Source organism: Dyella jejuensis (genome assembly GCF_044904675.1).
GTDB lineage: Bacteria > Pseudomonadota > Gammaproteobacteria > Xanthomonadales > Rhodanobacteraceae > Dyella_B > Dyella_B jejuensis.
Genome location: NZ_JADIKJ010000010.1, coordinates 164,288 through 186,589 on the forward strand (window position 1 = coordinate 164,288; position 22,302 = coordinate 186,589).

Here is a 22,302-nt window from a genome sequence, read left to right on the forward strand (position 1 = left end):
ACCGGTGCGGATTGCCATGACCGGATGGAAGGCGGACAGGAGACGGAAGGCACGGGCGATCGACGATCGCCCAGCAAAGCCGTGCCGGATGGAAGACCTCCGGCCCGTGAAACGTTATCGAGATACGCAACAATCGTGCTGCCGCAGGGCGGCTGCGCCGGCCGGCATTTCCGCTTGCCCAATACGTGAGAACACTCCCGCTCACGGCCATGATCGTCCCTCGCGGCGATAACACGCACGCCGAAAAGGCCATGCGCGCATTATTGCCGCGCCCCCAACGCGGCATCCCTTTGATCGACCACACGCGATTCAACGCATTGCGCTCGGCAATGCGGGGCGATTGTAGATCGAAAATTTTGTGTATAACAAGAGAAGAAAGACGCCTATACGTCTGTTTTTACATAGATGAAAAATGTGTGAAAAAACGGGCCGCCATAACTGTGATGCGATCGGCAGCATCGCGAGCAAGCAGCCATTTTTGCCAACAGGAATCTCCGATGACCATCATCATTACCGCCTTTGAACGCTCGCCCGATGGCGGCAAGGGGCTGGCGCGCGATACGCGCGTTCGCTGGGCGCTTGAAGAAGTGGGCCAGCCCTACGAAGTTCGGCTGGTTTCGTTCCATGCAATGAAGGAACCGGCGCATCTGGGCCTTCATCCTTTTGGCCAGATTCCAACCTATGAGGATGGCGACCTCGTCTTGTTCGAAACTGGCGCGATCGTCTTACATCTCGCCGAGCGCCATGCGGGTCTGTTGCCGGACGACACCAATGCGCGCGCGCGGGCCATCACATGGATGTTTGCCGCGCTCAACACCGTGGAACCGCCGATCCTTGAACTCGTAACCGTCAAGTTCCTGGAAGGTGATAAGCCCTGGAGCACGGAACGCCTGCCGCTGGTCAGGGATCGCATCCGCCATCGGCTGGACCAACTTTCTGCTCGCCTGGGCGAGGCCGACTGGCTCGATGGTGCATTCAGCGCGGGCGACTTGATGATGGTGTCGGTACTGCTACGGCTGAGGCTATCCGGCATCCTGGACGAATTTCCGAACCTGGCGGCCTATGTCGCCCGCGGCGAGGCACGGCCCGCATACAGGCGCGCTTTCGCCGCCCAGTGGGCGATTAACGCCAAGCCACCGGCTGGCTGATTGGGGGTCCATTCCGGGCTCGATGTCGTCATTCGGGTTTCGGCCCATTGCGGGGCTTAACCCGGAGCTGTTCACACTGTTCGCGTGGCCTGCAACAAGAGCTGTTTGCAAGCCAGGAAGAGCGAGAGAGAGTACGTCCTTACACGACGCAATGATGACGCCGCCTGACGCGCAGACAGACCCGGCCCTTCGGATTAGCGTTGCGCTAGCCGATTGTGCCGATGCATGCCATGCCTGGCATGCATCGGCCGCTGGCATCGGGCTATTACAAATGTCCCTGGATGAGCTCGTCAGCCAGGCGCGGCAGCTTGTAGACCTTGCGCACCGCAGCTACCAGCGCGGCAGTGTCCACGGCAACCGCACGGTTATTGCTGCCGTCGTAAACGAAGTCGCCACCCAGCGAGTGAATGTTGCCATCGAAGATCAGGCCGACCGCATGTCCCTGGCGGTCGATCACCGGGCTGCCGGAGTTGCCGCCGATGATGTCGTTATCGGTGACGAAGTCCATCGGTGTCGACATGTCCAGCGAACTTTGCGCCTTGATCCAGCTATCCGGCAGCTTGAACGGATCGGCGCCAGTGGCCCGCTTGTACAAGCCTGCGAAGTGCGTGAATGGCGGCACCGGTGCGCCATTTTCGTTCCAGCCCACCACCTTGCCGTAGGACAGGCGCTGCGTGAAGGTCGCATCCGGATAGCTGGACATGCCGTCACGATCAAAACGTGCCTTGGCGATCGTTTCGTTCGCCTTGTCGGTGGGCGCTTTCACTTCGTCTTCGTAGGCCTTGCGGATTTTGCGCGATTCCGGATCGACCTCGCGTGCCAACACGATCATCGGGTCGCTGGATGCTTGGATCGCTTTCTCGCCGCCATCCCACAATTGCTTGCGCACCGCCGGATCGGCCAGCTTGGTGCCGCTGACCAGCTGCTGCGCAAGTTGTTCAGGCGATTGCTTGCCAAGCACTTCGTGCACGGTCGGATCGTCCGCGCCGAGCGATTGGCGCAAGCGTCCCAGGGACCAGGCCAGCAAGGTCTGCTCGTAGCGCGGGTAAACCGGCACGTTCGACTCCACGGCTTGCTGCACTGCCGGCAGATTGGCCTCGCGGAAATCCGGCAGGCGTTCGCCGTCAGGCTTGGTGCGTTCGGCTGCGGCGCGCACCAGGATCCGCGCATCGTTGAACAGCTCGCCGAACTGGCCCAGGCCGATACCGCGCTCCAGCATCATGTAGCGCGTGGAAAGCTGCTGGCCGCGCTGCTGCGCATGCGCCAGTTCGGTCCATGGATCGCCATATGCCGCGCGCCGCTGCGCCGTGGCGGCCATCCATTGGCGCAATGCGGCGTCCTGCTCCTGCTTGTGCTGCACGAAATTATCGTCGGCAAGCGTCTGCAGCCAGCCGTTGTAAACCTTGATCGAATTTTCGATGCCGAATTGCAGCTCTTGCGACTCCTTCGCCTGCTGAGCGCCATCGCGAGCGTACTGCCATAGCACGCCGCGCAATTCGGAGAGCATGCCGAACACCGGCACTAACTGGAAATCGCGCAAGGCGGACAATTCGGTCCAGGTCAGGCCGCGACGGGTCGAACCGGGATTGCCGACCACGAAGGTCATGTCACCGGCTTTGGGGCCTTGCGGATCGAACTTGAAAAATTTCGGCGTGTTGGCCGGCTTGCCGCCGACATACGCGCGGAAGAAGGTGACGTCGAGATCGTAGCGCGGGAAATTGAAGTTGTCCGGATCACCGCCGAAGAACGCGATGCTCTGCTCCGGCGCAAAAACCAGCCGCACGTCCTGGTAGCGGCGATATTTGTAGAGCGCGTAGCGGCCGCCGTTATAGAGCGTGATCACGTCGCAGCGCCAGGTCTTGGCATCGCCATTGACGCAGGACTGCTCCAGCTTGCTGTCCACTTCGCGCTCGGCTTTCACACGCTCGGCCCCGGCCTTGCCGGCGGTGGCCGCATTCACCTGCGCCGTGACGTCGGTAATGGACTCCAGCTGATTGAGTTCGACATCCGGGCACTTCGGTTCGTCTTCCTGCTTGAGCGCCACGTAGCCATTGGACATGTAGTCCTCGTGTCCCTTGGATAGCTGCGACAGGCAACTGTTGGCGCAGTGGTGATTGGTCATCACCAGGCCGTTGGCCGATACGAACGAGCCCGAGCATCCCTCCGCCAGCCGCAAGGCCGCATGCTGCACCAGGTCGATCCATTGCGCGCTGGGCGTGAAACCGTATTCCTGCTGCATCTGCTTGACCGGCAAATGGTCCATGGTCCACATGCCTTCATTCGCCATCACCGCGCCCGCTCCAGCAGCGAGCAAACCGGCCAGCGCAATACCGAACATCTGCTTCATGGCAATCCCCTCTGGAGCGAAGAGCCATCTGGGCCCTTCGATGCGGCGAGTATGGAATCGTCGTTACAACATAACAACATGACCCGTGGCATACATGGCTACGGGCCCTGCCCTCCTGGGGCTCGCGGTCCGACACGAGGTGCGGGCCGCTTGCCGCCAGCTCCTGCGGCAGCACCCGCTCGACGGGACAGCCCGCATCGATCTCGACGAAGGCGTCGGGCAGCGGCCGCACCCGCCGACAGCCTTGCAGCAACGGCCTCCTGCCACCCTGGCCGCGGATAGCTCGTTCGCGCAGCGGCCATGCGTGCCAGACGCAGCGACAACAGCAGCCGCTTGCGCTGCCTTCATCCGCACATAGGGGAGCAACAACGCGCTGGGGCATTCGATCGCGGCGGTTTCCGCACTGGTCATCCGCAGCATGTGATCGACTTGCCGCGAACCCGGCAATCGGGGCAGCGATGGCATGTGCCACCGGATGCCCCCGAGCAGGCCGAATGTGGTTGCAAGCGATGCAGCGCCAGCGTTCCCCTCAAAGCGGTAAGGAACGCTGGCGGGAAACTTGCCAGGTCAGGCGTTGCCCAGGCCCGATGGCGCGACGCTCAGGCTGGACTTCGGGACGTCTTCGCCCAACAGGTGGCGGAAGACCAGGCCGCCTGCCGCGCCTCCGATCAGCGGCACCACCCAGAACATCCATAGCTGCTGGATTGCCCAGGTGCCCTGGAACAGCGCCACGCCCGTGCTGCGTGCCGGATTGACGGACGTATTGGTGACCGGGATGCTGATCAGGTGGATCAACGTCAGCGTCAGGCCGATGGCCAGCGGACCGAAACCCGCCGGTGCGCGGCGATCGGTTGCGCCGTGGATCACGAGCAGGAACATCGCGGTAAGCACGAACTCGCACACCATGCAGGCCTGCAATGAATAGCCGCCCGGCGAATGCTCGCCGTAGCCATTGGAGGCGAAGCCGCTGGCCGCCGCGTCGAAACCGGGCTTGCCGCTGGCGATGACATAGATCACGGCTGCCGCGCCGATCGCGCCGATCACCTGCGACACGATATAGGGCAGCACGTCCTTGCCATCGAAGCGGCCGCCGGCGAACAAGCCAACCGTCACGGCCGGATTGAAATGCGCCCCGGAAATACCTGCACAGGCGTAGGCCATGGTGACCACGGTAAGGCCGAACGCGAACGCAACGCCAAGGAAGCCGATGCCAAGCCCCGGGAAAGTCGCCGCAAGCACCGCGCTGCCGCAGCCGCCGAGCACCAGCCAGAAGGTACCGAAAAACTCAGCACACAGTCGTTTGAACATGGTCGTCTCCAATCAATGAAATGGTTAGCGGAATACGCGCTACGTATTTCCTTCTTGCGACGCCTTGCTGCCCCGGCCACGTCGGCAACCGGTGGCTGCCCGCGTATTACCACGGGGCCTGCGAATGCGGAAGTGTTGAACCCGTCCCCAGCGGCGTGCGCAGAGCGGGCGATCTTGCTCGATTCACGCCAGGAAAAGGCTCGGACCGGGATGAAATTCGCGCTCGTCTTACCGCTCGCAACAAATGGATCGGCGCACCGGGAACCTGTCGCTATCGATGCGCTGCGTCTCGCACCTTCCGACTGGGAAAAAAATCACAGACTGCACGGCCATGGACAACGAAGCGACATCCTGCACCGCTGGCAGGACGGCAAAGCGTGGGCGCGCACGCCGCGCGGCGAGCGGATCGAAAGCCGGCGACTGTCACCGACCATTATCGATGCCATGCTCGATGGACAACCGCGTTTTTTATCCGACCTATGGTGTTGCGATCCGATACGTTGGCCTGCGACTTTGCGTTACTTCGCAAGGAGTCGGTTGAATATCTGCTCGCCGCGTTGCCGGTGCTGACGGAAGGCGATGGCTGCCTGGTCGTACAGACAATGCCACGTGGTGCGCCGCTGGCGAACAGGTTTATGCGGACGGCTGGCGGCAGGAGCATGGCTGGAGTTCGGCAGCCATTTCCCGTGCCGGCGCGCTGGTACTTCCAGACCTCGTCCAGTTGGGTGCACTTGTTTGCCGCGTCAGGCGGGCACCTGCGCGCGACGCGAGCCTTTGCATCCGATCACGGCAAGGCCGCTCGGTGAGCTTTGTCCTGCAACGGCCCTGTGCCACCGCGCGACAGGAAATCATGGGCTGCAAAAATAAATCGGGATGCGCCATCTCGCGATGACGCATCCCGTGGTGTGACAGACCGACGCAGCGACCGGCCTGGACGAAGATCAGAGCGCCGCGTCTTTGAGCTTCTTCAGCGGGCGAATCTTGACCTTCACGGTGGCCGGCTTGGCGGCGAACCACTGCTCTTCCTTCGTGAACGGGTTGATGCCCTTGCGCTTCGGCTTGGCCGGAACATTGACGGCGGTGATCTTCAGCAGACCAGGCAAGGTAAACGTGCCGGCGCCCTTCTTATGGATCGAAGCGTGTGCAGCACCTTCCAGCGCGGAGAGCACCGCGCGCACATCCTTGGATGCAACACCCGTCGAATCGGCCAGGTGAGCAACCAGACCGGACTTGCTCAATGCTTCCTTGATCGGCTTCGGAGCTGCGGCGGCTTTGGGAGCCGTTTTGCCTTTTGCTGCCTTCGTCTTTGCCATGGACTACCCCATCGTTATTGGATTGTTGAAATGCCTCTCGGCGAGCAGGAATGTAGGGGAAATTTGCGGCTTCGCCAACTGGCAAATGCAAAAAAACGCATAAAAGATGCGTTCAGCGGTGCCCGGCATCACAAAGCCCCTATGTAGGCAAGCTTTTTGCCAGCATGAAAAGGGCAACCGCCACGATAACCGCCGCGAAAAGGACGGTAAGCGCGCCGCGTTTCCTGGACAATTTTTGCGCAGCCAGCATGCCAAGCCAGCCGCCGACGATACCGCCGGCGACGAATTCCCAGGCGATCGACCAGGTCACCAGGCCGGACACGGCATAGTTGATCGCCGCGGTAAATCCAAACGCACCCACGCAAAACAATGAGGTGCCCACCGCATCGAGCATGGCCATGCCGCTGGCGAAGACGAGGCCCGGCACGATCAGGAAGCCGCCGCCGATACCGAAAAAACCCGCCAGTGCGCCGGCGCCCAGGCCCGCAATGCCAAGGCGTGGATACATGTGCCGCCGTGGATAGCCGGTGCCATCGTGCCCCCGCCTGCCGCGCAGCATCAGCGCGGCGATTGTCAGCATCAGCAACGCGAACAGCAGCAGCAGACGCCGGCCATCGACCAGCTTGCCCAAGGTGGAACCCAGGAATGCACCGAGCACGCCGGCCGTGGCAAACATGAAAGCCGCGCGCCAGCGGACGTTCCCTGTCCTGGCATGTGGAATCAGGTTGGCAAGCGCGTTGGCCGCCACCGCCCATGCACCGGTACCGATCGCGCGATGCGGATCATGCACACCGACCACGTATAGCAATAACGGCACGGCCAGGATCGATCCGCCTCCGCCAATCAGCGCCAGCGAAAACCCGACGAGCGATCCGCACAGCACAGTCAGCAGGTCATGCGGCAGAGACAAAGCGTGCACCTCGGGTTACGCTGGAAGGGGCGCCATTAGAACTCAAGTCCCGGCACCGCGTATAAGCCAGCGCTGCCAGCAATACGATGCCAGCGAGTGGGCCGTCGGCATAAAGGCGCGTTTGTTCATCCGTTTTCCTAAAGCCAGAAATGCACGCCGGCAACGATCCGCCGGTCGAAGACAGGCTCCCGGTTTTCCCAGGGAATCTCCATATTCGTGCCGAAACGTCGCATCCATACCACGCCCAAGTAAGGCGCGAATTGCCGGGTAATGTCATAGCGAAGGCGCAAGCCCAGTTGCGCGTTTGCCGCGTCGCCTCCGATGCGTTGCGCGGTGTCTTGCCGGCTGTACCCGTTAGCTTCGAACTCAGGCTGCAACAGCCAGCGCTGGGTGAACCGCAAGCTGTACTGCGCACGTACCCGCGCGGCAAGCCGGCCCGAGGCACTGAGGTATGCCGTGGCCTCAAGCTCCACCCAGTAAGGAGCCACGCCCGCCACTCCCAGCGCCGCCCAATCCCGGCCTGAACCCTCGCCAAGATCATGCCGGATACCGAACTGGGTATTCCAGAACGCAGCTACGGAATGATTCCACAGCACTTCCAGATCGCCGCTGTCGATGCGTCCGCGACTGCCATCGCCCTCGCTGCGCAACCATAGCTTATTGCTGTCGTTGCCGTACCATGCCTCGACATCCCAGCCAGGTCCACGATTATCGTCGCCATTGGCATATTCCAGTTGATCCACCAGCAGCATGCCGTGGAGCGCGTTGTCGTTCATATCCATGGCCGGGATGGAGGTCATCTCATGCATGGGCGCAAGCATGGTCGTGTCCGCGGCGTCTTGCGCGGAGACGAGCGTCGGGCCTGCCAGGGCGAGGCAAGCGGCAAGGAGTTTTCGTCCACGATATCTGTCGCCATGCCTGGTCATGCCACCACCACTTCACGGAACATGCCTGCCTGCATGTGAAAAAGCATGTGGCAGTGATAGGCCCATCGCCCCGGATTATCGGCGCTTACCGCATAGCGGAGCTGCTGCGCCGGCTGCACGTTGATGGTGTGCTTGCGTACCTGGAACTGTCCTTGCGCATCCTCCAGTTCACTCCACATGCCGTGCAGGTGGATCGGATGGTTCATCATGGTGTCGTTCACCAGCACGATGCGGAGCCGCTCGCCGGTGTTGAAACGAATGGGACTGGCCTCGGAAAATTTCACGCCGTCGAATGACCACATGTAACGCTCCATGTTGCCGGTCAGGTGCAAAGTGATTTCCCTTTGCGGTTCGCGCGCGTCGAGGGAGCCGCCGAGCGTGCGTAGATCGGCGTAGGCAAGTACGCGCCGTCCGTTGTCGCGCAAGCCCGCGCCGGGATCGTCCAGGTTCGTGCGGGGATGAGTTACCCGCATGTCCACGCCGGGAGCGGTGGCAGGCGGCGGGCTGTTTGCGGGCTTAATGTCGCTGGCCGGCATACTGCGCATCGCCATGCCGGGCATGTCGCGCATGGATTCCATGCCTTGCATGTCCTGCGCGCCATGCGGGCCTGGTGGCATCGCGCCCATCATGTCCTGCGCGCCCAGCCATATGCGCGGCTCAAGCACCGGCACATCCGCCTCCATGCCGTAGCGTGGCGCCAGCGTTCCGCGCGCGTAACCGCTGCGGTCGATCGATTGCGCAAATACGGTATAGGCGCGCTCCTCTTGCGGCTCGACCAGCACGTCATAGGTTTCGGCGTTGGCGATACGGAATTCGTCTACCTGAACAGGTTCTACGTCCTGGCCATCGGCGCTGACGATGGTCATCTTCAGGCCCGGAATGCGCACGTCGAAAAGCGTCATGGCAGAGCCGTTGATGAAGCGCAGACGGATCCGTTCGCCCGGGCGAAACAGTCCCGTCCAATTGCCCGCTGGCGTGTGACCATTTAGCAGGTAGGTATAGGTGTAAGCCGATACGTCGCTGAGATCGGTGGGATTCATGCGCATGGCGTTCCACATTTTGCGCATCGCAAACGCTTCGCGCAGCCCTTCCCTGCGGGCATCGCGCATGAAATCGGAGACAGTGGGCAAGTGCGTATCGTAGTAGTCGCTTTGCTGCTTGAGCCGGGCGAAGATATGGGCGGGATCGTCGTCGGACCAGTCGTTGAGCATCACCACATAGTCGCGCGCAACGGCATGAAGGTCGGGCTGGATCGGTTCGATGATCAGGGCACCGAACAGTCCGGTCTGCTCCTGATAGCCCGAATGAGCGTGGTACCAATAGGTCCCCGCTTGCCGCAATTGAAATTGGTAGACGAAAGTCTCGCCCGGCGCGATGCCGCCAAAGCTGATGCCAGGGACTCCATCCATCTGGAACGGCAGCACGATGCCATGCCAATGGATCGAAGTGGGAACACGCAGCCGGTTAGTGACGCTCAGTCTCACGTGGCTGCCTTCCTTCCAGCGCAAGGTTGGACCAGGCAGGCGGCCGTTGACGGTGGTGGCAAGACTACGCCTGCCGGTGTAATTGACCGTGGCCTGGCCGATCTCTAAGGCGAAATCGGTACCCGAGAGCACACTGGCGCCAAACAGGTCCTGTTGCGGAACAAACGCACCGGCAGGCCGCAACATGCCGAAAGCAGCGGCTGCGCCGCCAATAGCCATGCCTTGCACGAAACGTCGACGCGACATATCGGCCGCGGGCGGCAAACGAAACGGATTCATGTGATTAACTCCATACGAAACGGGACGCCACCGCACATGTCATGCGACACGGGCGGCCAGGCTGGCCTAGCAGACGGAGTTATCGGGCCGCGGGAGGCCGCAAGGGAGGGAGCGGTTGAAACATGGGCGCGTCGGCGCCGCGCATCGGCATGATCATGGCCGCAAGCGCGATAGGACCGAACCATGCAGGAATGGCGGCCGGCAGCACGCTGCCGCACAGGGCATGGCAATGGCAATGTGCCTGACTGGCCTCGCCGCAACAGTGACCGGCATGACAATGCTCACGAGCAGTGTGCTGTGCAACCATCTTCATGCCCGATGCCATCCCTGCCGCATCCTGTACTGAAGCACTGGCGGTCGTCATGGCGGGCTGCGGGAACGAAACAGCGAGCATCAGCCACGCGAGCAGCGCCACCGCCCGCAGGCAATGTGAAGCGGGACGCGAATGCATGGCAAACAGCAGGGACATGAGGGCAAGCTTATCGCCGCTGTCCGCTACGCTCAATCGTCTGCTTGATGAGCGTGCCCATGGTTGCAGGCCAAGCATGGCTTGTCCTTGTCGCCAGCCCGGTTGATCGTGGAAGGCATCGATATCCAGGCTGCACGAAGAGAGAAATCAGTAAGCTTCCGAATAGCGCTTCAGCAGTTCCCGCATGGCTGATTCGAGCCTTTCAATACCGGATCTTGCCCTGTCGACGCCGTCGGCCTGGATCCGCTTCTCGAGCGTGGCGCACAGGTCGGCGACGGGGTGTTCGCTGAGCATCAGCAACGCACCCTTAAGCGAGTGGATCCGCGAAAGCAATGCTTCCTGATCGCGCGTATCGGCAGCATCGAGAATCGCATTGAGGTCACGGGTGCCCGACTCGACGAATACACGACAGATTTTTTCCGGGAATTTACCTGCCCAGGCCACTTTGACCGGAGACTCTTGCAGCAAGTCGCCGCCGCGATTCAAGTAACGAGACATAGCCTCGCCGAGACGTTCGAGCGACAACGGCTTGAGCAGCAATTCGTTGATGCCCGCCTGTTTGCAATTCACTTTTTCGCTGGCCAGCGCAGTGGCGGTTACCGCGAGAATGGGAACCGTCACGCCACGCGCGCGCAACTGTTCCGTCAACTCATAGCCATTCATGTTGGGCATGTTGATGTCAGTGAGTACGATGTCGTAATGCCCATCCCGCCATATGTGCAATGCGCTGATGCCATCTTCGGCCGCCTCCACGGTATAACCCAGTGTTTCCAACTGCTGCTGGATAAGCTCGCGATTTACCGGATTATCGTCCACCAGCAGCACGCTACCCAGGCTGTCCATGCCATGGGCTTCGTTTTCAAACGGATTGTCGGCGCCCAGGTAAGCATCCTGATGAGTGTCGAGAATCGCTGCCTGCAAGGCCATGCTGGAGTAGCAGGAAACCAGGCGAATGCCGTCGCGCCATTCGGGCAGCAAGGGGCCGTCAGTGGTCGCCTTTACTACCCGTCTTGCAACGGCGACCAGGCGTGCTTCCTCGTCATCGCTCCAGGCTCGCCATGCGCCAAAAATGACCATCGCGTCGGCCTGGGCCACCCACTCCCGGTCGAATTCGACCGGCTGGGCCGCCACCACCACTTCAGCCCCCCAGCCCGTCAACAGCGATGTAATTTCCATCCGCCACTCCGAAGCGGACGAAAGCAGCGCGATGCGGCATTTGGCCAGTGGCAATACGGGCGCGGCTTGCGCTTGTTCGTCTAATCGGACCGGCACTTCGAACGAAAAGACACTACCGACGGCCGGCGTACTTTGCACATCGATCTGTCCGTCCATCAATTCGCTGATCTGTTGGCAAAGCGCCAAACCGAGCCCGCTCCCGCCAAAGCGGCGCGAGATGCTTGCATCAGCCTGCGAAAATGGCTGGAACACTTGCCTGCGCTGTTCTTGGGTGATGCCGATGCCCGAGTCGATTACCTCGAAACGCAGCCGCATGGCGCCGCTCGACGCGAATTCGGGCAGTTGCTTGACGCGCAGGATGATGCGACCCGATTCGGTGAATTTCACCGCGTTGCTCACCAGGTTGTTGAGCACCTGCCGGATGCGGTGAACGTCTGCCACAAAAGCAGCGGGCAGGCCGGACTCCATGCTGTAGTAAAGCTTCAGTCCCTTGCGCTGCGCCGTCGGCGCATAAAGCAGCGCGGTCTGCTCGATCAGCGGACGGAGTTCGAACGGTATCGGATCAATATCCAGCTGGCCGGCTTCGATGCGCGAGAAATCCAGCACGTCGCTGATGATGGAGAGCAATGTATCGGCGGACAGGCGGATTCGATCCAGCCGTTCGCGCTGCGAAGGCTCAAGGTGCGAGCGGCCGAGCAATTCAAGGTGCCCGAGAATGCCGTTGAGTGGCGTGCGGATTTCATGGCTCATGGTCGCGACGAACGAACTTTTCGCCTGACTGGCCGATTCCGCGGCGAGTTTGGCCTGCTCCGAATCCTGCCGCGCCTGGCGCAGGTTATCCTCGAGCTCGATCCGTGCGGTGACATCGCGCAGTACACAGAAGAGCGCCTTGCGATCGTGGTAGACGATCGGCATGGCGGCCACCAGCAAATGCCGCACTACCTTTTTTTGCGTGCCGACCAATGCAAGCGCGAATTCGCGGGCCTCGGGCCGGCCGTCCAATGACTGCGTGGCGGTGGCGTACTCTCGCAGCAACTGCCTGTACAGCGTGGTGTCTGCACTGGCCATGCCGCGTGCGTAGCCGCGTACCAGGTCGTTCTGCAGCAATGGCACGCTGTTGGCCGCGGCAATCACGCACAACCCTACCGGCGACGTTTCAATCATGGTTCGATTGAGCGCTTCGCTCTGGTAGACCTGCTTGGCTCGCGCCAGCACTGGCGCAAAAACGCCGCGATCCTGCCGGATCAACAACAGCCACATTGTGGCCAACAACAATGCCGCCAGTGCGGTTGCCGTCAGCATGGGCACGTATTCGCCATGCAGGATGTCGCGCCAATCGTATGCACGCACCAGGGCCCATCTCGTACCTGCCACGTGCTCGGCGATGAAGAAATGCTCGCCCTTGCGAAAATGGGCTACGCCAGCTTCGGGAAGGCGCAATGCCAGCAGCGGATGAACCGCTGCTGCGACTGCCACATTGCTTGCCTGCGGCCCGGTACCAAAGACCACCTTGCCATCGTCCGTGACAATGACCAAGGTATTCTTCGAAATCTCGCGCAGATGCTGCGCGAAAGGCTCGACCGGCTCATAGGCGACGAACACCCCGATGGGTTTGTCCCCATCCATCGCCACCAGGGCTCCCTGGATGGCGGGTTCGCCCGTCAAGGGACTGGTGCCGATGGAGGAAATCACTTTCGGCAATCCATCGCCGTAAAACGGCAGGGTCGGATTGCCCTTATGCAGGTCCTTGAGCAAGTGTGGATCGTTGAAATCGATATCCGGCACGGCAAGCCTGGTAAACAGGCTGGAACGATCCTTATCCTTGGCGATGATGTCCAGGTGATCGGATCTGAGGTCGTTCCCAAACGCGAACAGCACTTCGCTGGGATCGTAAAAATTGGCCATGGTTGGCGCGCGATCGCCGCGAACGGTCATGGACGTGCCGCTGATGATGGATAACTCGCGCGCCAGCCCAAGGTAGCGATCGACCTTTTCCCTGGGCCAGTCGGCGACAGCCGGCGCGCCCATGACCAGCCACGGCACGCTTCGCTGGCTGGCCTGGAGGATCGCTTCATTGTCGTGGGAAACAAATCCGGCCAGCTCCTCGTCACCCTCGCTGACCAGTTGGCTCGCCTTGTTCTGCCAGGCGTACTCGATCATGTTCAGGGTGCGGATATAGCCCGCATCGCGCTGGATGAATGCAGCGTCGAGCGCCAGCTTTGCCTTACGGAAATCTTCGAGCTGATCCGACTTGTAATCGTTGATGCTTATTAGCAGCGAGGCGATGAGAATCAACAAAATGATCAGCGACAGGAATGCCCCGCCGCCATACAGCAAGCGCCGCTGATGTTGTTCGAGTGCGGAAATATCCCGCTGGCCTGTAGGAATTTTATGTTGAACAGGCTCAGGCTTCGTCATTTCGTTCGTCCAATAATTCCTGGGAGGGCATTCAGCATGACCCGCACGCGGAGGCAACATCCTTAGAAGTAAGGGCGAAACAGCGGCTCCGGTACATTCTAGACACTTGGCTCCCCAGAGGGGATGAGAGCTAGGAAGGAGTCGATTGGCATGGCGGGGGCCCGGCCTCCATGTCAGAAAACGCCCCTGAGCCTTGTCGGCTCAGGGGCAAGCACCGTTGGAGGGGACTAACACGGGTTCGAGGATCGTAAGAGCGCCACTTCTTTAGAAATATCGGACTCATCTTAAAGATGACGCCGGAGGCGTACACTCGAAGCTGTCCCTGTAAAAATCATGCGTATGCCCGCCCCCTCGCGACCTGCCCTCCCGGAAGGCATCCACACCGTCGACACCGGCTTTGTCCGGCCCCGGTTCGATGCGGCCTATTTGCTCGTTCACGAAGGCCACGGCGCGTTCATCGACTGCGGCACTAAGCATGCCGTGCCGCGCATGCTCGATGCGCTTGCCAAAGCCGGACTCCCGCCGTCACGGGTCGATTGGCTGATACTCACCCACGTTCATCTGGACCATGCCGGCGGTGCCGGCGAGCTGATGGCGCAGCTGCCGCATGCACGGCTGGCCGTACACCCTCGCGGTGCCCGGCACATGATCGATCCCTCGACGTTGTGGGCGGGCGCGCTGGCCGTCTACGGCCAGGCGGTGATGGAGCAAGCGTATGGGAGCCTACGGCCGGTACCTGCGGAACGTGTGGTGGAGGCGCCGGATGGCCATGTCATCGATCTGGCAGGGCGCCCGCTACGCTGCATCGATACGCCAGGCCATGCCAGGCACCATATGGCGATCTACGATCAGTACGCAAACGTGTGCTTCACTGGAGACACGTTTGGCCTTTCTTATCGCGAGTTCGATACGGCAAGGGGACCCTTCATCCTGCCTACGACCACGCCGATACAGTTCGATCCTGAAGCGCTGCATGGCTCCATCGATCGGTTGATCGCGCTGAAGCCAGATGCCATGTACCTCACTCATTACGGCAGGCTGGAGGATATCGAGCGCCTGGCGGCGGACTTGCACGACACGATCGATGCCATGGTCGCCCTGGCCCGCGCATTGCGGAATTCGCCCGACCGGCACGCTGACCTCGTGCAGGGCCTGACCGAACTGTACGCGCAACGCATCGCCGACCATGGCTGGCAAGGCGACCGTGAAGCGCTATTGCATTGGCTGGGCATGGATATACAACTTAATGCCCAGGGACTTGGCGTGTGGCTGGATCACGCGCAAAGCTGATGCGATGGATGGGCTGATGCGGGCGGGAAAGTAATCCAGCGGTTGCAACCGCTGCAGGGGTTGGTCGCACGGCTCAGTCACCGGCGAACTGGGCCATCCGCAGACGCCATCACGTCATGACGCATGACGGGATCGCGTTCGACAGTTCATGCCAGCCTCGTCCCGTTCGGCACAGGACGTTCGACGGCGGTAATCACCACGCCTTGCCGGGTGTGGAACCCAGTGAGCAGAAATTGCGAGCGGAACGGACCGATCTGCTTCTCGGGAAAGTTGATGACGCCGACGATCTGCCGTCCGACCAGTGTTTCGGGCGTATACAGTGCCGCGATTTGTGCGCTGGTCTTGCGCTCGCCGTAAGGACCGAAATCCACCCATACTTTCCAGGCCGGTTTGCGAGCTTCGGGAAAGGGCTCTACCCGCGTGACGGTACCTGCCACGATCAATACCTTTTCGAAATCGGTCCAGCTGATTTCTTCCAAAGAATGTTGAGTGTTCATCCTTCCAGACTCGTCTTGAACCAATCGTTGCATTGCTGCCACCAATAACTGGCCTGGGCACCGATAAAGCCAAACGGCTTATAGGCGTGCGCCAGGCCGTAACCGGCAAATTGTTTCCACGCATCGTCGCCTTCGGCAATGGCCGAAGCCAGCAGCTCTCCTGCCGCGCAGGTTGGCGCCAGCCCGTGGCCACCGAACGCTTGTGCCCACCATAAGCCATCGCCGCCGGTTCCGATCTGGGGCATCTGGTGGCGCGCGTAGCTCATCAATCCCGACCAGGCATGATCGACACGCACCCCCTCCAGCTGCGGAAAGACGCGCAGCATATCCCGCATCAAAATGCGTTGGACGGCTGCCGGCGAACGATTTCGGACGGAAATTCGCCCACCCCATAACAGCCGTGTATCGGGCAAGGGACGGTAATAGTCAAAGGCGAAACGTGTGTCATAAACCGCCGCCTGCGTCTGCAGGCACTGGCCGAGTCGTTCGCCCAGGGGCTCGGTGACCATCACGTAGGTGGCAATCGGCAGCACGGCCTGATCAACCTGCCGCCGCAAGCCCGCCAGATAACCGCCACAAGCCAGTACAACGTGGTCGGCCAGCAATTCCCCTTGTGGGGTGCTGACCGACCAGCGTCCATTTTTCCGGCAAAGTCGCCAGACGTCGCTCTCTTCATGGATGCGCACGCCCTGCCCGGCAGCCGCCGCGGCAAGTCCGATCGCATAGTTCAGCGGGTGCAGATGCAACGCATTGCGCTCGTAAAGACCCTCGCAGTAACGTTCGCTGCGGATCATTTCGCGCATGGCCTGCTGGGGCAGCCAGTCCCAATGCACGCCATAGTGATCGGCCAGCAACCGCTGCCGCTTGCGTAACACATTCGGATCGCGGAACCAGTTGGCCCATATCACGCCCTGATCCACCATATCGCAGGGAATGGCATAGCTGGCGACGCGCTCGCGTATCCGTTGTACTGCGCAGGTCGTCAGGTCGAATAAGCGCTTCGCACGTTGCGGCCCGAGCTGGCGGTGCAGGGCCTCCTCACCTAGCGAGTAACCACCGAAGACGAAGCCACCGTTACGGCCGGAGGCACCAAAGCCGATATGCTGCCGCTCCAGCACGGCCACCTCGCGCAGGCCGCGCTCGGCCAATCCCAGGGCTATGTTCAGGCCGGCGAAACCGCCGCCAACGATGGCCACTCGCACTTCATGCCGGCCTTGCAGCGACGTGTAAGGCGCATACGGCGTGGCCGTGGCACGGTAGTAAGAAAGAACCGAGGGTTGCGTCATGCCTGTGCGCGTGGAAATCGAGGCGGCCCGGTGGTCGAGCATAGCGCGTACCGGCCACCGGCGCCGAGGCGCCGAAGGCGCGCGCAACGCGCCGGAATGCCGGCGCGCGTCGCTGAAAGATACTTAGAGTTTGCTGGCTACGTCGCGGACGGTCTGCGCAAGGACCGGATCCTGCATAGCCATGTGCATGGTTGCCCGCACCAGGCCGGCCTTATTGCCGCAGTCAAAACGGGTGCCTTCGAAACGATAGGCAAGCACCTTGCCTTGCTCGGTCAGCAATGCCTCGATGGCGTCGGTCAACTGGATCTCGCCGCCCGCGCCAGGCTTGGTCTGTTCAAGCAACTGGAAAATGCGGCCTGGCAATACATATCGGCCCACGACGGCCAGATTGGAGGGGGCCTCGGAAGGCTTCGGCTTTTCGACCATGAAGCGAATGCGCGCGCTGCGCTCGTCGATCGGTTCGGCATCGACGATCCCGTACTTGTCGGTCTGGTCCTGCGGCACTTCCTCGACCGCGATGACGCCCGCGTTCTCCGCTTCACCGAGTTCCGCCATCTGCCGCAGGGCACCCTTGCCTTCGTTCCAGATCAGGTCGTCGGGAAGCACGACGCCGAACGGCTCGTCACCTACAACAGGTTTGGCGCATAACACTGCATGTCCGAGGCCAAACGCCTCAGGCTGGGTAACAAAGATCGCGCGTACATGGGGGGGAAGCGTTCCCTGCACCAGCGCAAGCAGCTCGTCCTTGCCCTTTTCCTGCAGCTTGGCTTCCAGTTCGTAGGCCTTGTCGAAATAGTCGGCGATAGCGTGCTTGTAGCGGTTAGTGACGAATATGAGGGTATCGGCACCCGCGTCGACAGCTTCATCGACCGCGTATTGAATCAGCGGCTTGTCAAGAACCGGCAGCATTTCCTTGGCGACGACTTTGGTGGCGGGCAAAAAACGTGTGCCCAAGCCGGCCACTGGAAACACTACCTTGCGCAATGGCTTGCTCACTCACTTTTCTCCAATTTCGTTGCGGCGAATCGGAACCACGTTGTCCGGTTGGGCTACGTCGTTCCAGCTGAATGATGGAAGCAGATTGGACACGCATTGACGCAGCTCGCCCTCGTCGTAACCGCTGACGGCGGCATCGGCCCTTGCCATCTGCGCTTGCAGCAAATCCCAGGAAACCGGTCGATGCTGTGCCAGGAATATCTTGTTGTGTGTGGTGGCGCTGTAGTTTTCCAGTGGATGGAACAGCTCTTCGAACAGTTTTTCGCCTGAGCGCAGGCCGGTGTAGATGATCGGTATCTCGGTGCCGGGTTTCTTTCCGGCGAGCCGGATCATCTGTTCGGCCAGGTCGCGGATCTTCACCGGCTCACCCATGTCCAGCGCGAAGATCTCGCCGCCATTGCCCAGTGCCGCGGCCTGAAGGATCAGTTGGGTGGCTTCCGGAATAGTCATGAAATAACGGGAAATTTCCGGATGCGTTACGGTCACCGGGCCACCCGCACGGATCTGCTGACGGAACAGCGGCACGACGGAACCGGCCGAATCGAGCACGTTGCCGAATCGCACGGTGATGAAATGCGTGTTCGAATGCGCGTTGAGATTCTGGCACCAGATTTCGGCGATGCGCTTGCAGGCGCCCATGACGCTGGTGGGGTTGACCGCCTTGTCGGTGGAGATCAGCACGAAGCATTCCACGCGGATTTCGCTGGCCAGGTCGGCGATGGTGCGCGTCGCCAACACATTGTTGCGCACTGCCGTGCGCAACTGACCTTGCAGCATCGGCACATGCTTGTAGGCGGCGGCATGGAATACCACCTGCGGCATCACCTCGGTGAACAGGCGTCGCATCGCCACGGCATCGCCACAGTCGGCCAGCACGCTATTGAGCAACAGTTCCGGATAAGCTGAGCGCAATTCCTGCGAGATCTGATAGAGGTTGTATTCGCACGATTCGACGATCGTCAGCGCATGCACGCCAAGCCGGGCCACTTGCCGGCATAGCTCCGAACCGATCGAGCCGCCGCCACCGGTTATCAGCACGCGCCGGCCGGTAAGCGTTTCGCGGATCCTGGTCCAATCCAGCTCGATGGCGTCGCGGCCCAGCAGATCCTCGATCGATACTTCCTTGATTTGATTGAACTGCGCACGCCCCGCCACGACATCCTCGAGCTTGGGAACAGTGCGATAAGGAAGTCCGGTTCGGTCGCATAATTCCACGACCTGGCGCATCTGCCTCGCGCTGGCGCCGGGCAAGGCGATCAGCAGCATCTGCACCGCGGCTTCCTTGGCCACTTCCGGCAATTGCTCCAGCGTACCCAGCACTGGCTTGCCATTGATGCGGGCACCGCGCAACGAACGCTTGTCGTCGACAAAGCCGACGACCAGATAGCGACTATCGCGATGCAGATCACGGGCAAGTGCTTCGCCAGCCCGGTCCGCCCCAACAATCAGCACGCGCTGGGTACTGGCATTCATGAAAAGGTCGAGGCGGCTATCCTTCCAGAAGCGGTAGGTCAGTCGCGGCGCGCCCAGGAACAATGCCAGCACGAACGGATACAGCAGCAGGATCGAGCGTGGCACGCCATCGAGGCGCCCATAAAGGAACAAGGCCACGCCGATCGCCACCGTACCGACAATGGCCGCGCGCAGGATATTCCAGAGGTCAGGCAAGCTCGCGAAGCGCCACACGCCCTTGTAGAGGCCTGTCCATGCGTAGACCAGTCCCTGGACCAGCAATACGATCGGGAATTCAAAGAACCCGAAGGTAACTACCCATTGCGAATCCAGGGCGTATCGCAGTTCCTTGGCAACCCACCAGGCAAGCGCCGTGACGAGCAGGTCGTGTGCAACCACGGCCACTCGCGGATGAACTATGCCGACCCATTTACGTATGGACATGACTAACCTTGTATCGATCCCGTCGGGCCAGGCGTTGCTTGGCGGCCAGCCAGACAACGGCCGCGACCGCATAAACGCCGATGCAGGCCACTGGCCCCATCCCTGGTTTACTGTAAGCCAACAGCGCCAGCGGCGCCGCTACCAATAGGTTCCACCCCAAGTACCACCCTGCCCCCGCAGCATGCGTATGTCCCTTTCGCACGATCCATTGATACAGATGTTCGCGGTGCGCAGTGTACCAGCGGCGCCCTCTCAGAATACGGACCAGCAAGGTCAGGCTCGCATCCGTCACGAACGCCGAACTGAGAACAAGGGCTGGCCACAGTAATGGCCAGTGCAGGCGCCATAGCATGGCCGTCAGCGCAAACAACACAAAACCAAGGCTGCCGCTGCCCACGTCTCCCATGAAAATACGGGCGGGTGAGCGGTTGTAGCACCAGAAGCCAAGACACGCCGCGGCGACGCATGCCGACGCCCCGGCCAAGGGCAGCTGTCCGGCATATCCAGCCAGCAAGGCAAGGCCGCAGGCTACGAAAATGCCTTGCTGCGCCAGAATGGCGTCGATGCCATCCATAAAGTTGTGCAAGTTGATGCTCCACGCTCCGCCCAGAACCAGCGCCGGCAACCAAAGCAAACCTGGGCCGCCAACCAGCAAGGCGTAGGAAAACGATGTAACGGCCAGTATTTGCACCCCGAGCCGTGGAAGCGCCGGCAAGGAACTGTGATCGTCCCACCACCCGATCCAGGCCGACAGTGCGAGCGCGACCAATAGAGTGATGACGAAGTGAAGCGGCCAGGAGTGCATATGAAGCAGGCACACCGGCACAGTAAGCAGTATCGCGACAACGATGCCGATGCCGCCGCCACGTGGCGTAGGCATGCTGTGCGAGCGCCGTTGGCCGGGCTGGTCCAGCATGCCGCGGCGATGCGCGTAGGCAATCGCCGCGCGCACCAGCCCTAGGGCGATCAGGAAAGCGAACAACACGGCGAGCGCAATCGGGGCGAAGGCAGCCACGACAACCTCACTCATTGGCGACGCCATGGATTGGCCTGATCGTGCTCCAACCCTTGCAACTGGGACATTGCCAATGATGGGCCTTGGTGCCGAAGCCACAATGACTGCAGCGATACATGGCCTGGCCTTCCAGTAGTTTGCGGGTGAGATCGCGCAGGATCAGGAAATTTTCTCTTGCTTCGCCTTCGATCTTGTCCATGGTGGCATCGATGAGAGCCATCAGGCCACGCACGGAAGGACGCTGTCGCAATTGCGAAGTAAGAAAGTCGATGGCGGGCTTTTCACCATCGCGCTGCTGGTACAGGTGCGTCAGCGCCAGCACCGGCGAGATGCCGTGATAACGCGCAAGGATATCGCGCAGGAAAGCTTCGGCCCGTTCCATCTGGCCCGAGCGCGCATAGCTGTCCAGCAGGGGCGGCAGGATCTCAGGCACGAAGGCGATGTCAGCACCTACTGCGCGTTCGTATACATCGACCGCATCGGCGTGGCGTCCTTCTTCCGCAAGAAGGCGTCCGGTGAGCATGAAGGCGCGCACGCAATCGGACTGGCACGCGAACGCATGCTGCAGATATTCGCGCGCTTCGGCGCGCGCGCCATGCTGGCGCGACTGTTCGGCCAGCTCGCAATAAAACTGCGCGATGGTGGTGGCCTCTTCTTCCCCGGTCATGGTTTCCAGCCGGCGGGCATGCTCGATGGCCTTGTGCCAGTCGCGCTCGTGCTGGTAGATCGCAATAAGATGGCGCAAGGCGGATGGTGCGTGCGCATTCATCGCTACCAGGTCGGAAAACAACGCCTCGGCACGATCAAGCAGGCCGGCACGCATGTAGTCTTCGCCCAGCTCCAGCAAAGCCACCGTTTTCATGCCTTCGGACAAACCTGGCCTGGATACCAGATGCTGATGCAGGCGGATAGCGCGATCCACTTCACCCCGCCGCCTGAACAAGTTGCCCAGGGCGAGATGGGTTTCGACGGTGTCGCGGTTGTACTCGGCAAGCTTGAGGAAAACCTCGATAGCCTTGTCCTGCTCTTCGTTTAGCAGGTAATTCAAGCCGCGGAAATAATCGGAAGAAAGTTCGCTGACCTGGGCGCCCGAACGGCGCACGCCCGCGCGCCGCGCTGTCCACCAGCCGCTGAGGAAAGCCGCCGGTATGAGCAGAGCCAGCAGCGAATAGAGGATGTTCATGGCGTGCTCGACGCCTTGCCATTCCCGGGTTTCGCCGCGCGCCGTCGCTCGCGGCGGTGCCGGCTGCTAACACCCAGCCACGCCGTCAGGCCACCGAGAATCCAGCCTATGGCGAGCGTAGCCAGCAAGGCAGCCCCCTTGGGAACCTGGATACGCGCAAACGCGAGGTCGTAGCCGACGAGGTCCGCATTGAGCGCCCCGAGCACCACTCCCCCGGCGATGAACAGCAGCAATAACAGCATCACGATCAGTCGCATCGCGCGACTTTACCTGATTGGTTGTACGCCTCACAGGGATATGTGAAGAGCGATTCAGCCAGGATCGACTTTCTTCGTCCGCCGGAAAAAAAAGAAAGGCAGGA

Annotated in this window: 18 protein-coding genes; 3 read left to right on the top strand and 15 right to left on the bottom strand. The window is 61.2% G+C overall.

All coding sequences use genetic code 11. The annotated features are described in order from the left end of the window. The first annotated feature begins 497 nt into the window (after positions 1 to 497). A complete protein-coding gene (locus tag ISP15_RS10315; protein WP_404547272.1) occupies positions 498 to 1,148 on the top strand; it encodes a glutathione S-transferase family protein in 651 nt (216 codons plus the stop codon). Between the two features lie 265 nt (positions 1,149 to 1,413). On the opposite strand, the gene ISP15_RS10320 is transcribed toward ISP15_RS10315, so the two are convergent. Next, positions 1,414 to 3,495, bottom strand: coding sequence for a S46 family peptidase (locus tag ISP15_RS10320; protein ID WP_404547219.1), 2,082 nt, complete (start codon positions 3,493 to 3,495; stop codon positions 1,414 to 1,416). Positions 3,496 to 4,062: 567 nt separating this feature from the next. Continuing rightward, entirely contained in the window at positions 4,063 to 4,803 is a 741-nt protein-coding gene (aqpZ, locus tag ISP15_RS10325) for an aquaporin Z (protein WP_404547220.1), read from the bottom strand. 210 nt (positions 4,804 to 5,013) lie between these two features. Between aqpZ and ISP15_RS10330 the strand changes: the two genes are divergently transcribed. Further along, complete coding sequence (locus tag ISP15_RS10330) at positions 5,014 to 5,373, top strand: hypothetical protein (RefSeq protein WP_404547222.1); 360 nt, start codon at positions 5,014 to 5,016, stop codon at positions 5,371 to 5,373. 371 nt (positions 5,374 to 5,744) lie between these two features. Here ISP15_RS10330 and ISP15_RS10335 read toward each other — a convergent pair whose 3' ends face one another. From ISP15_RS10335 to ISP15_RS10360, 6 genes are all read right to left on the bottom strand, one after another. Continuing rightward, entirely contained in the window at positions 5,745 to 6,116 is a 372-nt protein-coding gene (locus ISP15_RS10335; protein ID WP_404547223.1) for an HU family DNA-binding protein, read from the bottom strand. Between the two features lie 139 nt (positions 6,117 to 6,255). Then, positions 6,256 to 7,026 (bottom strand): sulfite exporter TauE/SafE family protein, encoded by a 771-nt coding sequence (locus ISP15_RS10340; protein WP_449757817.1) that lies wholly within the window; start codon positions 7,024 to 7,026, stop codon positions 6,256 to 6,258. A 137-nt stretch (positions 7,027 to 7,163) separates the two neighbouring features. Further along, positions 7,164 to 7,847, bottom strand: a complete 684-nt coding sequence (locus ISP15_RS10345; RefSeq protein WP_404547225.1) for a copper resistance protein B — start codon at positions 7,845 to 7,847, stop codon at positions 7,164 to 7,166. A gap of 101 nt (positions 7,848 to 7,948) precedes the next feature. Beyond that, positions 7,949 to 9,715 (bottom strand): copper resistance system multicopper oxidase, encoded by a 1,767-nt coding sequence (locus ISP15_RS10350; protein WP_404547226.1) that lies wholly within the window; start codon positions 9,713 to 9,715, stop codon positions 7,949 to 7,951. Between the two features lie 79 nt (positions 9,716 to 9,794). After that, positions 9,795 to 10,184 carry a hypothetical protein gene (locus ISP15_RS10355; protein WP_404547227.1) on the bottom strand — a complete coding sequence of 130 codons (390 nt, stop codon included), beginning with the start codon at positions 10,182 to 10,184 and terminating at the stop codon, positions 9,795 to 9,797. A gap of 147 nt (positions 10,185 to 10,331) precedes the next feature. After that, positions 10,332 to 13,778, bottom strand: coding sequence for a hybrid sensor histidine kinase/response regulator (locus ISP15_RS10360; RefSeq protein WP_404547228.1), 3,447 nt, complete (start codon positions 13,776 to 13,778; stop codon positions 10,332 to 10,334). A 333-nt stretch (positions 13,779 to 14,111) separates the two neighbouring features. On the opposite strand from ISP15_RS10360, the gene ISP15_RS10365 reads away from it, so the two are divergent. Further along, positions 14,112 to 15,068 (top strand): MBL fold metallo-hydrolase, encoded by a 957-nt coding sequence (locus ISP15_RS10365; RefSeq protein WP_404547229.1) that lies wholly within the window; start codon positions 14,112 to 14,114, stop codon positions 15,066 to 15,068. A gap of 146 nt (positions 15,069 to 15,214) precedes the next feature. Here the strand turns inward: ISP15_RS10365 and ISP15_RS10370 are convergent, their stop codons facing one another. From ISP15_RS10370 to ISP15_RS10400, 7 genes are all read right to left on the bottom strand, one after another. Continuing rightward, positions 15,215 to 15,565, bottom strand: coding sequence for a tRNA-binding protein (locus ISP15_RS10370; RefSeq protein ID WP_404547230.1), 351 nt, complete (start codon positions 15,563 to 15,565; stop codon positions 15,215 to 15,217). Next, on the bottom strand, positions 15,562 to 16,851 hold the full coding sequence (locus tag ISP15_RS10375) for an NAD(P)/FAD-dependent oxidoreductase (protein WP_404547231.1): 1,290 nt from the start codon (positions 16,849 to 16,851) through the stop codon (positions 15,562 to 15,564). Before ISP15_RS10375 ends, ISP15_RS10370 begins: the two co-directional genes overlap by 4 nt. 123 nt (positions 16,852 to 16,974) lie before the next feature. Next, on the bottom strand, positions 16,975 to 17,847 hold the full coding sequence (gene galU / locus ISP15_RS10380) for a UTP--glucose-1-phosphate uridylyltransferase GalU (protein WP_404547232.1): 873 nt from the start codon (positions 17,845 to 17,847) through the stop codon (positions 16,975 to 16,977). After that, positions 17,848 to 19,743, bottom strand: coding sequence for a polysaccharide biosynthesis protein (locus ISP15_RS10385; RefSeq protein ID WP_404547233.1), 1,896 nt, complete (start codon positions 19,741 to 19,743; stop codon positions 17,848 to 17,850). Beyond that, entirely contained in the window at positions 19,730 to 20,773 is a 1,044-nt protein-coding gene (locus ISP15_RS10390; protein ID WP_404547234.1) for an MraY family glycosyltransferase, read from the bottom strand. The genes ISP15_RS10385 and ISP15_RS10390 overlap by 14 nt, the downstream gene beginning before the upstream one ends. Further along, a complete protein-coding gene (lapB, locus tag ISP15_RS10395) occupies positions 20,766 to 21,941 on the bottom strand; it encodes a lipopolysaccharide assembly protein LapB (RefSeq protein WP_404547235.1) in 1,176 nt (391 codons plus the stop codon). The genes ISP15_RS10390 and lapB overlap by 8 nt, the downstream gene beginning before the upstream one ends. Continuing rightward, the gene (locus ISP15_RS10400; RefSeq protein ID WP_404547236.1) at positions 21,938 to 22,198 is read right to left on the bottom strand and encodes a DUF1049 domain-containing protein; all 261 of its coding nucleotides are present in this window, start codon (positions 22,196 to 22,198) and stop codon (positions 21,938 to 21,940) included. Before ISP15_RS10400 ends, lapB begins: the two co-directional genes overlap by 4 nt. Positions 22,199 to 22,302 lie beyond the last annotated feature (104 nt).

Excerpts from the sequence above, each read along its gene's own strand:
- ISP15_RS10315 (WP_404547272.1), top strand. The coding sequence starts at position 498 with ATGACCATCATCATTACCGCCTTTGAACGCTCGCCCGATGGCGGCAAG.
- ISP15_RS10320 (WP_404547219.1), bottom strand. The coding sequence starts at position 3,495 with ATGAAGCAGATGTTCGGTATTGCGCTGGCCGGTTTGCTCGCTGCTGGA.
- aqpZ (WP_404547220.1), bottom strand. The coding sequence starts at position 4,803 with ATGTTCAAACGACTGTGTGCTGAGTTTTTCGGTACCTTCTGGCTGGTG.
- ISP15_RS10330 (WP_404547222.1), top strand. The coding sequence starts at position 5,014 with ATGAAATTCGCGCTCGTCTTACCGCTCGCAACAAATGGATCGGCGCAC.
- ISP15_RS10335 (WP_404547223.1), bottom strand. The coding sequence starts at position 6,116 with ATGGCAAAGACGAAGGCAGCAAAAGGCAAAACGGCTCCCAAAGCCGCC.
- ISP15_RS10345 (WP_404547225.1), bottom strand. The coding sequence starts at position 7,847 with ATGCTTGCGCCCATGCATGAGATGACCTCCATCCCGGCCATGGATATG.
- ISP15_RS10350 (WP_404547226.1), bottom strand. The coding sequence starts at position 9,715 with ATGAATCCGTTTCGTTTGCCGCCCGCGGCCGATATGTCGCGTCGACGT.
- ISP15_RS10355 (WP_404547227.1), bottom strand. The coding sequence starts at position 10,184 with ATGTCCCTGCTGTTTGCCATGCATTCGCGTCCCGCTTCACATTGCCTG.
- ISP15_RS10360 (WP_404547228.1), bottom strand. The coding sequence starts at position 13,778 with ATGACGAAGCCTGAGCCTGTTCAACATAAAATTCCTACAGGCCAGCGG.
- ISP15_RS10365 (WP_404547229.1), top strand. The coding sequence starts at position 14,112 with ATGCGTATGCCCGCCCCCTCGCGACCTGCCCTCCCGGAAGGCATCCAC.
- ISP15_RS10370 (WP_404547230.1), bottom strand. The coding sequence starts at position 15,565 with ATGAACACTCAACATTCTTTGGAAGAAATCAGCTGGACCGATTTCGAA.
- ISP15_RS10375 (WP_404547231.1), bottom strand. The coding sequence starts at position 16,851 with ATGACGCAACCCTCGGTTCTTTCTTACTACCGTGCCACGGCCACGCCG.
- ISP15_RS10385 (WP_404547233.1), bottom strand. The coding sequence starts at position 19,743 with ATGTCCATACGTAAATGGGTCGGCATAGTTCATCCGCGAGTGGCCGTG.
- ISP15_RS10390 (WP_404547234.1), bottom strand. The coding sequence starts at position 20,773 with ATGAGTGAGGTTGTCGTGGCTGCCTTCGCCCCGATTGCGCTCGCCGTG.
- lapB (WP_404547235.1), bottom strand. The coding sequence starts at position 21,941 with ATGAACATCCTCTATTCGCTGCTGGCTCTGCTCATACCGGCGGCTTTC.
- ISP15_RS10400 (WP_404547236.1), bottom strand. The coding sequence starts at position 22,198 with ATGCGACTGATCGTGATGCTGTTATTGCTGCTGTTCATCGCCGGGGGA.